General features: G+C 60.6%; 15 protein-coding genes and 1 riboswitch. Of the genes, 5 read left to right on the top strand and 10 right to left on the bottom strand.

Features of this window, described 5'->3' with window-relative positions:
* Window positions 1–44: 44 nt before the first annotated feature.
* Together ACB030_RS14805 and ACB030_RS14810 are read right to left on the bottom strand one after the other, a co-directional pair.
* Window positions 45–533, bottom strand: coding sequence for a hypothetical protein (locus ACB030_RS14805; protein ID WP_247625454.1), 489 nt, complete (start codon window positions 531–533; stop codon window positions 45–47).
* On the bottom strand, window positions 530–1,192 hold the full coding sequence (locus ACB030_RS14810) for an SURF1 family protein (protein WP_371160799.1): 663 nt from the start codon (window positions 1,190–1,192) through the stop codon (window positions 530–532). Before ACB030_RS14810 ends, ACB030_RS14805 begins: the two co-directional genes overlap by 4 nt.
* Window positions 1,193–1,273: 81 nt before the next feature.
* Here ACB030_RS14810 and ACB030_RS14815 point away from each other — a divergent pair, with 81 nt between their 5' ends.
* The gene (locus ACB030_RS14815) at window positions 1,274–1,480 is read left to right on the top strand and encodes a DUF2909 family protein (RefSeq protein ID WP_268422370.1); all 207 of its coding nucleotides are present in this window, start codon (window positions 1,274–1,276) and stop codon (window positions 1,478–1,480) included.
* A gap of 8 nt (window positions 1,481–1,488) precedes the next feature.
* On the opposite strand, the gene ACB030_RS14820 is transcribed toward ACB030_RS14815, so the two are convergent.
* The 6 genes from ACB030_RS14820 to ACB030_RS14845 form a co-directional block, all read right to left on the bottom strand.
* Entirely contained in the window at window positions 1,489–2,370 is an 882-nt protein-coding gene (locus ACB030_RS14820; protein ID WP_041204951.1) for a cytochrome c oxidase subunit 3, read from the bottom strand.
* Between the two features lie 2 nt (window positions 2,371–2,372).
* Window positions 2,373–2,927, bottom strand: coding sequence for a cytochrome c oxidase assembly protein (locus tag ACB030_RS14825; RefSeq protein ID WP_371160802.1), 555 nt, complete (start codon window positions 2,925–2,927; stop codon window positions 2,373–2,375).
* 9 nt (window positions 2,928–2,936) lie between these two features.
* Window positions 2,937–4,523, bottom strand: coding sequence for a cytochrome c oxidase subunit I (ctaD, locus tag ACB030_RS14830; protein ID WP_139433907.1), 1,587 nt, complete (start codon window positions 4,521–4,523; stop codon window positions 2,937–2,939).
* A 9-nt stretch (window positions 4,524–4,532) separates the two neighbouring features.
* On the bottom strand, window positions 4,533–5,660 hold the full coding sequence (coxB, locus tag ACB030_RS14835; RefSeq protein ID WP_371160860.1) for a cytochrome c oxidase subunit II: 1,128 nt from the start codon (window positions 5,658–5,660) through the stop codon (window positions 4,533–4,535).
* Window positions 5,661–6,061: 401 nt separating this feature from the next.
* Window positions 6,062–8,134, bottom strand: a complete 2,073-nt coding sequence (locus ACB030_RS14840) for a tRNA(Met) cytidine acetyltransferase TmcA (protein ID WP_371160804.1) — start codon at window positions 8,132–8,134, stop codon at window positions 6,062–6,064.
* Window positions 8,131–8,445, bottom strand: a complete 315-nt coding sequence (locus tag ACB030_RS14845) for an HlyU family transcriptional regulator (RefSeq protein ID WP_371160806.1) — start codon at window positions 8,443–8,445, stop codon at window positions 8,131–8,133. Before ACB030_RS14845 ends, ACB030_RS14840 begins: the two co-directional genes overlap by 4 nt.
* A 139-nt stretch (window positions 8,446–8,584) precedes the next feature.
* On the opposite strand from ACB030_RS14845, the gene ACB030_RS14850 reads away from it, so the two are divergent.
* From ACB030_RS14850 to ACB030_RS14860, 3 genes are all read left to right on the top strand, one after another.
* Complete coding sequence (locus ACB030_RS14850; RefSeq protein ID WP_139433903.1) at window positions 8,585–8,791, top strand: bacterioferritin-associated ferredoxin; 207 nt, start codon at window positions 8,585–8,587, stop codon at window positions 8,789–8,791.
* Window positions 8,792–8,932: 141 nt separating this feature from the next.
* Entirely contained in the window at window positions 8,933–9,412 is a 480-nt protein-coding gene (gene bfr, locus ACB030_RS14855) for a bacterioferritin (RefSeq protein ID WP_025328394.1), read from the top strand.
* A 311-nt stretch (window positions 9,413–9,723) separates the two neighbouring features.
* Complete coding sequence (locus tag ACB030_RS14860; protein WP_162520173.1) at window positions 9,724–10,182, top strand: methylglyoxal synthase; 459 nt, start codon at window positions 9,724–9,726, stop codon at window positions 10,180–10,182.
* A 64-nt stretch (window positions 10,183–10,246) separates the two neighbouring features.
* Here ACB030_RS14860 and ACB030_RS14865 read toward each other — a convergent pair whose 3' ends face one another.
* Window positions 10,247–10,834 (bottom strand): superinfection exclusion B family protein, encoded by a 588-nt coding sequence (locus tag ACB030_RS14865; RefSeq protein ID WP_025328396.1) that lies wholly within the window; start codon window positions 10,832–10,834, stop codon window positions 10,247–10,249.
* Window positions 10,835–11,036: 202 nt separating this feature from the next.
* Window positions 11,037–11,228: riboswitch (yybP-ykoY riboswitch) on the top strand.
* Window positions 11,229–11,232: 4 nt separating this feature from the next.
* Between ACB030_RS14865 and ACB030_RS14870 the strand changes: the two genes are divergently transcribed.
* Window positions 11,233–12,219 (top strand): sodium:calcium antiporter, encoded by a 987-nt coding sequence (locus tag ACB030_RS14870; protein ID WP_371160809.1) that lies wholly within the window; start codon window positions 11,233–11,235, stop codon window positions 12,217–12,219.
* A 95-nt stretch (window positions 12,220–12,314) separates the two neighbouring features.
* Here ACB030_RS14870 and ansB read toward each other — a convergent pair whose 3' ends face one another.
* Window positions 12,315–13,373 carry an L-asparaginase 2 gene (gene ansB, locus ACB030_RS14875; RefSeq protein WP_139745638.1) on the bottom strand — a complete coding sequence of 353 codons (1,059 nt, stop codon included), beginning with the start codon at window positions 13,371–13,373 and terminating at the stop codon, window positions 12,315–12,317.
* Window positions 13,374–13,410 lie beyond the last annotated feature (37 nt).

Genomic DNA, 13,410 nt, shown 5'->3' on the forward strand with positions numbered 1-13,410 from the left:
GGATGATGGCAGCAGGACACACGACACAGGCCTCAGGTGCGCGTTCATTGCACACCTCGCTGATACTTGAGCAGTTGCTGCAGATCCGACAGCACGGCCTTGCCAAGCAGCGGCCACGCCGCCGTGCTGGCCGGCACCTCGTAGCGCAGGATGGCCAGCCCTTGCGAGTCCACCAGCATCATATCGCCCGCCCGCACAGCTCCGTTCGCCCCACGCGGCGGCGCATCGGCCAGTTGCACCAGATCCAGCTTGTCCAGATTGCGGCCAAGGGCGCTTTGGATCCGCGACATCAACTCGGGCACCTGCTGGCATTGCGCCTCACAACGCCGGGCGGCCAGATAGACCAGTCGCCATTGGTTCTGATGGGGCGGGAGCGGCTGCAACAGATAGACCTCCTGATCCAACCAGGCCCCCTTGTTGCGAGTACCGGGTTCATACCAGCCCTGCCTCAGGGTCAGCGCAGCCAGTACCACAGGCAGCAGTATCACCAGCCCAAAGAGGACAGGCACCTTCCATCTTGACCATGAGTTCATGGGGACAACCTCCTTGTCAGCACCAGCCCCCCCACCAGCATCACCAGCGCCAGCCCAAGCCATTGCACTGCATATGCCCTGTGCTTCTCGGGCGGCATGACATTCGGCTGGTAGTGGTGGAGGAAGGGAGTCTGCCTTTGATAAAAAACGGCGTCAGCGAGGGGCGCGCCGAGGATCTCGCTCAAGGCATCCACCCTGATGGACTGCAGCCGGTTAGGATAGGGGCCGGACTCGATGTTCTGACCCAGCAAGACGCCACCGGGGGCCGTGCGCAGCAGACCGTCGAGATCCAGAGTTGCCGGGATGACGGGACTTGGCAGCTGCTGCCGGCTGGCGGGTGCAGGCACCCAGCCCAGATTGACCAGCAACAAGGGACGGGCATCACCGGCGCGTACCGGTATGATGACGTCGTAACCGATCTCGCCCGCCACCGCCTGGTTGTCCAGCAACCAGACATGAGGGGACACCCATTCGACCTCCCCTCCCAGTGACAGGCCATCCAGTGACTCAAGGTTGCGCCAGTCGATCCGGGCAAGCGCCATTGGCGCCACCTGCTGCGCCACCGCCATCCGTCCCAGCCAGGCCTCTTTCTCCATCCCCCGCTGCCACTGCCAGAGCGACAGCTTGCACAAACCCGCCGTCACAACCAGAGTGAACATCAGTACGATCCAGCGCCTGTGATGCCATGGTCGCTGCTTATCCCATGTTGCCATGTCACGCATATAACGGAGGGCTCCAACATGTTGATCAAGATAGTGCTGGTACTGATGCTGCTGCTCATCATAGGACAGCTGTTTCATGCCCTCTGGTTGATGATGACCACGGGTCACCCCCAGAAGATGTCGGCCCCGCTGGGGCGTCGGGTGTTCTTTTCCCTGCTGGTGGTCGCCATCCTGCTGCTCTCCCTGATGATGGGCTGGCTGGAGCCCAACCCGCGCCCTTACTGATCCCGACCTCAGAGCAGGTAGACGAACACGAAGAGGCAGAGCCAGACCACGTCGACGAAGTGCCAGTACCAGGCCGCGGCCTGGAAGGCGAAGTGGCGCTCGGCGGTGAAGTGATCCTTCAACACTATCCGCAGCCAGATGATCAGCAGGAATACAGTCCCCAGGGTGACATGCAAGCCATGGAATCCAGTCAGGATGAAGAAGGTATTGCCGTAGATGCCGGAGTCCAGTCGCAGCCCCAGATCCCGGTATGCATGGAGGTATTCATAGCCTTGCAGCCACAGGAACGCCAACCCGAGCAGCACGGTCACAAGCAGCATCCCCTTGAGACGACTGCGTTTTCCATTCTCCAGCCCGGTATGAGCAAACAGCAGGGTGACGGAGGATCCGAGCAGGATCAGGGTATTGATGAGGGGGATACCGTGCCAGGGCATGGCCTGGGTCGTGGTCCCTCCCGGGGTCTTGACCATGGGCCAGTGCGCCGAGAAATCCGGCCACAGCAACTGGGCCGTCATCGCCTTGTTGCCCGCGCCGTCCAGCCAGGGCATGGCAAGCTGGCGGGCATAGAACAGCACCCCGAAGAAGGCCAGGAAGAACATCACCTCGGAGAAGATGAACCAGACCATGCCTTGCCGGAAGGATCTGTCCATCTGGGCGCTGTAGAGCCCGGTCATGGACTCCTGGATAATGTGGCGAAACCAGCCAAACAGCATGAAGATCAGCAAGGCAACGCCAGCCATCATCAAATACCGACCGACCCCGGCCTGCTTGCTCGCCACCTCATTGACCAGATGCCCCGCCCCGAAAGCCAGGAAAAACAAGGCCACCGCCCCTATGATGGGCCAGCGGCTCTGGTCCGGGACATAATACGTCTGGTTCACTTTGGCCATGATTATTTCCTCTGCGCCAGCGTCGGGGCTGGGGTGGACTGAGTGATCTCATAGAGTGAATAGGAGAGCGTGATGGTGTTTATGTTGTCGGGCAAATCGGGGTCGACATAAAACTTGAGCGGCATCAGCTTGCTCTCCCCCGCCTGCAACTCCTGACGGTTGAAGCAAAAGCACTCCACTTTCTTCAAATAGGCGGCGGCGGGACCGGGCGAGACCGACGGCACCGCCTGACCAATCATGGTGCGATCGGTGGGATTGAACACCCGATAATTGACCAGCTTCATTTCCCCAGGCCGCACCGACAACCGCGCCGTTTCGCCGCTGAACTGCCACGGCATCTGGGTGTCCGCATGGGCAAGAAACTCGATCTGGATGGTCCGTTTGCTGTCGATCACCGCCCGCTCGGTCGTGGCCGGCTGTACTGCGGTCTTGCCGTTGAGGCCGGTGATCCTGCAAAAGACGTCATACAGCGGCACCAGTGCAAAGGCGAACCCGAACATGACAAACACCACCAAGGCCAGCTTTCTGAGCAGGGGACCGTGATTGACCTGAGCCATATGATCTCCTTACCGCACCTCTGGCGGGGTCTTGAAGCTGTGGTAGGGAGGGGGGGATGAGAGCGTCCACTCCAGCCCCTCCGCCCCTTCCCATACCTGATTGCTCGCCTGCTGCCCTCCCCTGATGCACTTGATCACCCCCCAGACGAACAGCAACTGCGACAACCCGAAGGCGAAGCCGCCGAGACTGATCAGCATGTTGAAGTCGGCAAACTGCAGCGCGTAATCCGGAATGCGACGGGGCATGCCCGCCAGACCGACGAAATGCATGGGGAAGAAGAGCACATTGACCGAAATGAGCGAGCACCAGAAATGCCACTGCCCGAGTCGCTCGTCATACATGTGCCCCGTCCATTTGGGCAACCAGTAATAAGCGGCGGCCAGGATAGAGAAGACGGCGCCGGTGACCAGCACATAATGGAAATGGGCCACGACAAAATAGGTATCGTGATATTGGAAATCGGCCGGGATCATGGCCAGCATCAACCCCGAGAAGCCACCTATGGTGAACAGGGTGATGAAGGCGATGGCGAACAGCATGGGGGTTTCGAACGTCAGGGACCCCCGCCACATGGTGGCCACCCAGTTAAATACCTTCACCCCGGTCGGCACCGCGATCAGCATGGTGGCGTACATGAAGAACAGCTCGGCGACCACCGGCAGCCCAGTGGTAAACATGTGGTGAGCCCAGACCATGAAGGAGAGCAAGGCGATGCTGCTGGTGGCATAGACCATGGAGCGATAACCAAACAGTTTCTTGCGAGAGAAGGTGGGAATGATGCTGGAGACGATGCCAAAGGCCGGCAGTATCATGATGTACACCTCCGGATGGCCAAAGAACCAGAAGATATGCTGGAACAGCACAGGATCCCCGCCCCCGGCCGCATCGAAGAAGCTGGTCCCGAAATACTTGTCCGTCAGCACCATGGTCACCGCCGCCGCCAGGACCGGCATGACCGCGATGAGCAGGAAGGCCGTGATAAGCCAGGTCCAGACAAACAGCGGCATCTTCATCCAGCCCATGCCCGGCGCCCGCAGGTTGAAGATGGTAACGATGACGTTGATGGCTCCCATGATGGAGGAGATCCCCATGATGTGGATGGCAAAGACGAACAGCGCAGTGCTGTTGCCGCTGTATTTGGTCGACAGGGGGGCATAGAAGGTCCAGCCCGAGCTGGGGCCACCGCCCTCCATGAACAGGCTCGACAGCAGGATCAGAAACGCAAACGGCAGGATCCAGAAGCTCCAGTTGTTCATCCGGGGCAGCGCCATGTCCGGGGCCCCGATCATGATGGGGATCAGCCAGTTGGCGAGACCGGTGAAGGCGGGCATCACGGCGCCAAAGACCATGATGAGGCCATGTACCGTGGTCATCTGGTTGAAGAACAGGGGCTCGACCAGTTGCAGCCCGGGCTGGAACAGCTCGGCCCGGATCACCATGGCCATGGCGCCACCGGTGAAGAACATGGTCAGGGCGAACAGCAGATAGAGGGTGCCGATATCTTTGTGATTCGTGGTGTATAGCCAGCGTTTCAGGCCCGATGCAGGTTGGTGGGCGTGCTCGCTGTGCAGGGTATCCGTGATTCCATCACTCATGCTGGCGCCTCACTTGTCCTTGTTTGGATCGACTGGGTTCAGAAGGGGCAGCACCTCTGCAGCCTGAATGACATCACCGGTCTTGTTGTCCCAGGCATTGCGCTCGTATGTCACGACGGCGGCGAGTTCCTGCGCCGTCAGCTGCTTGCCGAAGGGCTGCATCGCGGTTCCGCTCTTGCCATGCAGGACTATGTCCAGGTGCTGGGCTCTTTGCTCTGGCAGCGTCGCCACCTTGCTGCCCTTGAGGGCCGGGAAGATGCCGGGCAAGCCGGTACCCGCGGGCTGATGGCAGGCGGCGCAATAGCCCAGATAGACCTTCTCTCCCAGCTCCATGGCCTGCGGCAGCGTCATGGTCTGGCTGGCCTGATCTTGCTGCTGGGCCTTGGCAGCCGCCTGATCTGCCGCAGTCTTGGCGATCCAGCCATCGAACTCCTCGGCAGGTTTGGCCACCACCACTATGGGCATGAAGCCGTGGTCTTTGCCGCACAGCTCGGCACACTGCCCCCGGTAGGTGCCAGCCTTGTCGATCCGGGTCCAGGACTCGTTGATGTAACCGGGATTGGCATCTTTCTTCACGGCAAAGGCGGGAACCCACCAGGAGTGGATGACGTCGTCCGAGGTCATCAGGAATCGGATCTTCTTGCCGACGGGCAACACCAGAGGCTGATCCACTTCCAGCAAATAGGTGCCGCTCTTGGGTTCGTCGCCCGAGATCTGCTTCTTGCTGGTCGCCAGCAAGGAGTAAAACTCCACCGGATGCTCGAGGTATTTGTAATGCCATTTCCATTGCGAGCCCGTGATGAGCACGGTCAGGTCGGCTTTGGAGGTATCCTCCATCTTCAGCAGTGTCGAGGTCGCCGGTGCCGCCATGGCGACCAGGATCAGCACAGGTATGGCCGTCCATAACAGCTCGATGCGGGTGCTCTCGTGGAATTGGGCGGCCTTGGCGCCGCGAGACTTTCGGTGGTGGACTATGGACCAGAGCATGGCCCCGAAGACGATCAGGCCAATGGCGCAGCAAATATAGAAGATCGTCATATGCAGGTCATACACCTGCTGGCTGATGGCGGTCGCCCCGCGTGTCATGTTGAATGTGATGTCGTTGGCTGAAACACTGCTGCTGGCGAGCCACACCATCCATGCGCCATGGTTGATTGCATTTTTTCCCACATTGCACTCCCTGTGCACGTTAGAAAAGATGGCAAGCATTGACAGCTAAAAGGCTAACCATCTGAAAATAATGCATTTATTAAACTCTCAGTCACACTCAAGTATTAGTCCATATTCTGAAAAAACCAAAGTGATGCCAGCCGACGAAGGACTCGTCAGAGCAGTTGGCATCCTATCCGGGGTAAACGAGGGCGTGCTGGCGGCGGCCATTGCCCCATGGCATCACCCTGAACGGCCCAATCACAAGATATATCCGGTAGCGAGCGGCCAGGGCCGCGCGACAAAAGATAAGGGGGCCAGATAGGCCCCTCGTTCATCTGTGGCGACCAGCGGCGTCTTCTCGTACCGCCGTGGTCATCTCTTCGCTGTCAGGCCATGGACGCCGGTTTGTCCAACAGCCGGGCCAGCAGGCTACGTAGCAGCTTGATCAGTGCAGGCTTGCCAGCAACGCCCAACGTCTTTGCCAGCTCGGCCCAGGGCACATACTGCCAGATGGGGGCGATCAGCAGCCGACGCTCGTCAGGGAGCAGTTTATCCAGCACAGTCACCCGACTGGCCAGCCAGCGTTGCAGGCTGGCTTGGCACAGCTCGAACGGCTTGTGATGATGGGCAAAGCAGTCGAGCTCCTGATACTCGAACTCATCCAGTTCGGGCGCCTCTACGGCCAGGCCACCTCTCAGACATAGCCAGACCAGTTCGGGCTCCAACCCCTTGAGTTCTCCCGCCAGCAGGGTGGGCAACTGGCTCACGAAGCGCCGTCGCCATTGAGCCAGCTCCGAATCGAGCTCCGCTTTCAGTGGTTTGAGCAACAAGGCCGCATGGCTGCCGCTGGCTGCATCCCGCTGCAGGCCGATGCGCAATACCGTCAAGCCCCCCTTGAGCCAGAATGGCAGCAGATCGGGACTTGCAGAAAAGGCTGACCCCAGATAGTCGTATCCCTGCGTGCGGTAGTGTGTTTCCAACTGCGCCAGCAACAGAGAACCCAGCCCCAAGCGATGCAAGGTGGGATGAATGGCGATGCGCATCACCCTGGCATAGGTACGCTCCCCTGCCGTGATGAAGCCGGCGTGTGCCAGCAGCGACTGGGGCAGCAGATGACCGCGGGGACGTCTTCGCCCGGCCCAGATGTCATGAGCGAGCGCAGGCGCTATGTTTCCTTCCCGGGCCACCAGGGCAACACCGAGCAGCTCCCTCTCCTGCTCCAGCAGGTGGATGTCGAGATCGGGGCTCTCCAGCAAATACCGCAGATCGCTGGGGCTGGTCTGATAATGGGCCAGGACGAGCAGGCCGAACACCCGATTGAGCAGCGCCTCATCCCCGGCCAGCGCCTCCTGCGCCAACCTGCGCCAGCTTGGTGCTTTCGGGGGAGCCGGTGCCACTATGTCGGCATTGAGGCCGAGCAGCCGGAAGATCAGCGGCTCCAGCGGATCATGCCGGCTCCAGCGGATGGGTTCCGCCAGATGCAGCTCCTGCCAATCCGGGGTCTGCCTGTCGAGCACCCGCTTGAAACGCAGATGAAAACCACGTCCCGTCCCCTCATAGCCGTGCTCGGTGGTGGCAAACACTATGCGGCTGTGACGGGCCAGGATGGCCTCCAGCAGAGGCGTCGGAATGGCGGCGGCCTCATCCACCAGCAGCAGATCCGCTTGCATATCACCCTGAGCCACTCGGTCTGGCGACACATAGGTCAGGCCCGCCAGCCGCTCTGGCGTATCTGCCAGCGCGGCCGAAGCATGGGCAAAGAGCGTGGCGACGGTCGCCTGGGAAGGAGCCGTCACTACTATCCGCAGGCCGGGATCCTGACGCAGCAGATCGGCGCTGGCTAGCCCCAGCAGCGCACTCTTGCCGCGGCCACGATCCGCGCTCAGCACCAGCGGACGGCGACGATGACCATGCAACACCTTGTGAATGGCTGGCAGCGCACGGGCTTGATCGGTGCTGAGTGGCCGGCTTGCGTCAAGAGGACACCAGGGCTCACCGCCGATGGGAGGGTTCAAAGAGAGGGCAGGATCCCCTGTCAGCAGCCGCACCAGGCGGGCGATAAAACCATGACCCGCCAGCTTTGCACCCTCAGGCTGGGCGACCAGTCGCAGCCTGTCCGGATCCGGGTAGGCTGGCCACGCCGCTCTGGGAGGAGTCAGCAGCAGCAGCAGACCACCGGCGCGCAGCGTCCCCGCCAGGGCACCGAAGGCATCGGGATGAAAACCGCTGAAGGCGTTGAACACCAGGGTATCGCACTCCTGACCGAGCCGTTGTAGCGCCTTGGCGGCAGGCAGTGGCTTATGGCGTTCGGGGCCATCCCCCAGCCAGAAGACAGCCTCCCCCAGCAAGGGTTCGGCGCGGGTGATGCAATCGGCTTCGATCCCTTCCAGCCAGATCAGGCGACGCTCACCGGTGCGAGCGAGAGCCTGACGCAACAGATCCACCTCGGCTGGGGTCATGAGGCTGAACTGTCGCCCGCTTTGACGCGAGGTTCAAACATGCGCTCCCCCATCTGATCGATGAAGGTATGGGCTTTTTGCACCATGAAGCGCTCGGCGTCGGCTGGGTTGGCGAACAGATCGGAGCGGATGAAGCGATGAGTCTGCAGCACACCATCCACATCCTTGGTGATGCGCCCTGCAAGCCGGAACTGCCCTCCTTCCGCCATGGGTTCGGGATAGATGAGATAGCCGGCGTATTCGGTGGGTGTGACATCAACTATCTGGGCGGCTTGCCCCTTGAACAGGGCACTGAATAGTTTCTTGAGCATGTTCATCTCCTCTCTGATGGTTGCATTCTCCTCAAGGGGGGAATCACTGGCAAGCAGGGGATCTTATTACCATTCGTTCTTTGCACTACGAACCATTCTCATTTAGATTTCATCTCATTCCAGCATGAGGTCCACTATTATGTACGTGTGTTTGTGCCGCGGCATCACAGATAACCAGATCCGCAAGGCGGTACAGGCAGGCAAGACCGAGTTCAGACAGCTGAAACAGTCGCTGGAAGTCGGTGCCCAATGTGGCAAGTGCGTGCGCATGGCGATGGAGATCATCGCCACCGAGATCGACAAGCTGGAGTCGGAGCAGGCGCCCCTTTATTACGAAGTAGCCTGAAGCGCCTCTTCCCGACCCCTCACCTCATCGAGCGGATGCTCTCCCTTGCAGGGGAGCCGATTCGCCATCTTCTTATGGTCATTTTTCTCGACTACGCTCTAGTGATCGGTGCCCTAGGCTCGAATACGAGGAGTAATGTCGATGAAAGGAGATCCCAAAATCATTGCCCACCTCAACAAGGTGCTGGCCAATGAGCTGGTTGCCATCAACCAATATTTCCTGCACGCCCGCATCTACGATGACTGGGGCCTCAAGGGGCTTGGGCACAAGGAATATCATGAGTCCATCGATGAGATGAAACACGCCGATGAGCTGGTCAAGCGAGTGCTGTTTCTGGAAGGACTACCCAACTTGCAGGATCTGGGCAAGCTGCGCATCGGTGAGACAGTCGAAGAGATGTTACGCTGCGATCTGTCACTGGAAATGGATGCCATTCCCGACCTGAAAACGGCCATCACCTATGCCGAGTCCGTCCATGATTACGTCAGCCGTGACCTGTTCCAGGATATCCTGGAAGACGAGGAGGAACACGTCGACTGGCTGGAAACCCAGCTCGATCTCATCGCTCGCATCGGCCTGGAAAATTATCAGCAATCCCAGCTTCATAGCGAATCATCCTGAGTACGGATGCCATCAAGACCTGCCCCCAACCCGCCAAGGCGGGTTTTTTTCTGGGCCGCCAGCTTCAAGCCCAGGCATGAATTTGAAACATACGGGCATTACTCTCTGCCAGGCAGGGCCAACCGGGTTGTTTCCGTCAGCCAACCCCCTTCACGATACTGGGCGCACCGCCGGATCCGGCGAACGAGGCACAGCCCCAAGCCGGATTGAACCATTGCAGTGATCACAGTTACGATGCAGGGCAAAGCAGCGGGCGCCGCTTTCGATTAGGATACTGCCCTATTCCCATCACTTTGCTACGGATGATTTCCATGGAACTGATTGCACGTGAGATGGCGCCCCACAAGCGGGTAGCCCTGGTGGCTCACGACAACATGAAGACCCCATTGCTGAACTGGGTGCTGCGCCGCAAGGAGGAGCTCAAGCTCCACCACCTCTATGCAACCGGCACCACGGGCACCCTGCTCGGCAAGAAGGCACAGCTGCCCATCACCTGCCTCTTCTCCGGCCCCATGGGGGGCGATCAGCAGCTCGGCGCCCTGATTGCCGAGGGCAGGATCGACGTGATGATCTTCTTCTGGGATCCCCTCAATGCCGCGGCGCACGATCCTGACGTGAAGGCGCTGCTGCGCCTCGCGGCTGTCTGGAACATCCCGGTCGCCACCAACGAAGCGACGGCGGACTTCATCATGGACAGCCCGCACATGCAGCAGGCATTCAGCGTACAGGTGCCCGACTACGCCGGTTATCTCAAGGCAAGAACCGAATAGCTATCAACCAGATAGCAAAGAGCCGGACAGTGTCCGGCTCTTTTGTCTGAAGGATGGTGGCGGCTCAGCGCTGAAAGCTCTTCTGGGCGAACTTGGGTCTGGCATTCATGATCTGCTCCACCTGTTCGTCACTCATCTTGCCGCGCGACAGCCCCAGCACCTTGTAGGTGAGCAGCGGCCGAGCAGGCAGCGCAATCATCAGGGCGCGGATCTGGTTTTCGTCCTCCTTCTCTCGCACCGGCTTGCCATAGGCATAGGTGAGCACCCCGGCATCCATCAGGTTTTTGACGGCAGGCTCGGTGATCGGCAGGTTTATGACGCTTTTGCGTTGCAGCACGAACTCGCGCAGCACCGCCTTCTCGTTGAAGTCGAGGAAGCCTATCATCTGGGCCAGCTGATCCTGTTGACGGCGGGATTGCCACTCGTCACAGGCCCATTCCCAGGCGATCAGGAAACCCTGGCTGCAGAAGTAGGAGATGGCGATCAGCATGCCGACCCCCAGCCAGGCGGCGTGAGCCGTGGCCCACTGACTGACGGCGCCTTTCATCAGCCCGGCCGGGAACAGCAATATGATGCTGCAGCAGAGCAGCAGCCAGACCATCAGCCAGTTGAGGCGATTCAGCTGATAAAAATGTTGGATCCACCGTTTCATCGTTCACCCTTCCCAAGTCAATGTGGACAGTAGTCAACTCATAGCAATCCCTGTGCCAAGGCGAGGATCCTGTGGGCGGGATCCGGATCCTGGCGAGCAGACTGGTGGAATTGGTCGCTGGCCAGGTTACATCCCCTTACAAGTTGCCGGGGGATGAGCCGCCATTTTCCTTGTGGGGTGACCCGTCTCCTGGTAAAAACCCCGCACTGTCATTGGGGAGTAGCAACCCGCCCGAAATCCGGGCCGGGCTCATGTCAACATTCTTGGATCTGCCGATCCATGGCATGGGCGGCGATAGCATCTATCGTCCTGCAAGACCTTTGGCCTCGATACGCAAGCCAGCCGGGCGAGCCGTATCGGGTCCATCGGTTGTTCTGCTCGCCTGGCGGTTGCCCATTATGCTGATCACCCTGCTGTTATTTCTGCTCTCTGCCGCCACCATCTACCTGGCCTGCGACTATTTCGTCAACGGTATCGAATGGACCGGCCATCACCTCAAGTTCTCCCAGAGTGCCACCGGCTCCCTGCTGGCGGCCCTCGGCACTGCCTTGCCCGAATGCATAGTCACCCTGAGCGCCCTGCTGATGGGGGATGCCCCCGCCCAGCAGCAGATTGGGATAGGCGCCGCCCTCGGCGGCCCCCTGGTGCTCTCCACCATAGGCTATGCCGCCGTCGGCCTGACCCTGCTGCTGTGCATGGGCCCTGAGCACAGGGTCATCAATGGCGAGGTGCAGCGCGAGACTGGTCGGGATCAGGCCTGGTTTGTCGGCATCTTCCTGGTGGCGGTGGCCCTCGGCATGGTGGCCTTCACCGGCAAGACCTGGCTGGCCCCGCTGTTCGTGCTGGCATACCTCCTCTATGTGCGGCGCGAGCTGAAACAGACCGACAGCCACGAGACCCAGTTGCCCTCCCCCCTCAAGCTGGATCCCAAGACCGGCATCCCGGCCCTTCGCAAGGTGCTGCTGCAGACCCTGGGAGCCCTGGTGGTTGTCGCGCTGGCGGCCCAGCTGTTTGTCCATCAGCTGGAGAGCATGGGCGAGCTGTTCGGCCTCTCCCCCGTGCTGGCGGCCCTGCTGCTGAGCCCGGTGGCGACCGAGATGCCCGAGCTGATGAACGTGCTGATCTGGGTGCGGCAGGGCAAGTACCGGCTGGCGCTGGCCAACATCTCCGGCGCCATGATGATCCAGGGCACCATTCCCAAGGCGTTCTGCCTGCTGTTGACCCCCTGGTTGCTCGACAGCACCATGCTGGTCTCCTCCCTGGTGACCCTGCTGGCGGTGGCTCTGCTGTGGTGGGGCTTCAGCCGTGGGCGGATGACGGCGGGCAGGCTGGCCTGCGTGGGGCTGGTGTATCTGGGTTTCTGCGGCTGGCTGATGGTGAGCTGAAGGCACCTGGCATCTGAACATGGCGCCATCAGCAAGGGCAGGATCGGATCCTGCCCTTTCTTCATGGATTTAGGTTCGCGGGTTGAACCCCGGGATCAGAACTGCTGGAACCAGCGCTGGATCTGGGCCGGATCCTTGCTCTGGGTCAGGGAGAGCATCAACAGGATACGCGCCTTCTGCGGGTTCAGGGTGCCGGCGGCCACGAAGCCGTACTTGGCGTCGTCGATCTCGGCATCCAGGGTGGTGGCACCGGTCGGCACGCGGGCGGAGCGCACCACACGGATGCCGTCCTTGCTCGCCTTGGCCAGGGTGTCGAACAGGCTGTGATAGAGGTTGCCGTTGCCCACCCCGGCGCTGACGATGCCGTCAAACTTGGCATCCACCATGGCCTTGGCCGGCAGATCGGTGGCGTTGGCATAGTTGTAGACGATGCCCACTTGCGGCAGCTTGTCGAGCTTGCTCACGTCGAATGGAGTCTTGCTGGTGTGCAGGCGGGCCGGGCTGCGCTGGTAGTCGATCTTGCCGTTGTGGATGTAACCCAGCGGGCCGAAGTTGGGGGCGGCGAAGGTCTGCACCCCTGTGGTGTTGGTCTTGGTGACGTCCCGGGCGTCCAGCACTGTGTCGTTCATGGCGACCATGACGCCACGGCCCTTGGAGCTGGGGTCGGAGGCGGTAACCACGGCGTTATACAGATTCAGCGGGCCGTCGGCACTCATGGCGGTGGAGGGGCGCATGGCACCCACCAGCACCACCGGCTTGTCGCTCTTGACGGTGAGGTTGAGGAAATAGGCGGTCTCTTCCATGGTGTCGGTGCCGTGGGTGATGACGATCCCATCCACGTCATCCTTGGCCAGCAGCTCGTTGACCCGCTTGGCCAGCTTGAGCCACACCTCGTCGTTCATGTCCTGGGAGCCGATCTTGACCACCTGCTCCCCCTGCACCTCGGCCACGTTCTTCATCTCGGGCACGGCGGCGATCAGGGTCTCGATGGCTACCTTGCCTGCCTCATAGTTGGATTGGGTGGCGGACTGCCCCGCACCGGCTATGGTGCCACCGGTCGCCAGAATATGAACCTGCGGCAGGGCCATGGCCAGGGGGGATAGGGTCATGCCGAGGACGACGGCGAGCAGGGTCTTGCGGATAGGGTGAGTCATGCTGCAATCCTTTTGGGTTAGTTGACCGCAGCATTTT

Source organism: Aeromonas sp. S16(2024) (assembly GCF_041403065.1).
Lineage (GTDB): Bacteria > Pseudomonadota > Gammaproteobacteria > Enterobacterales > Aeromonadaceae > Aeromonas.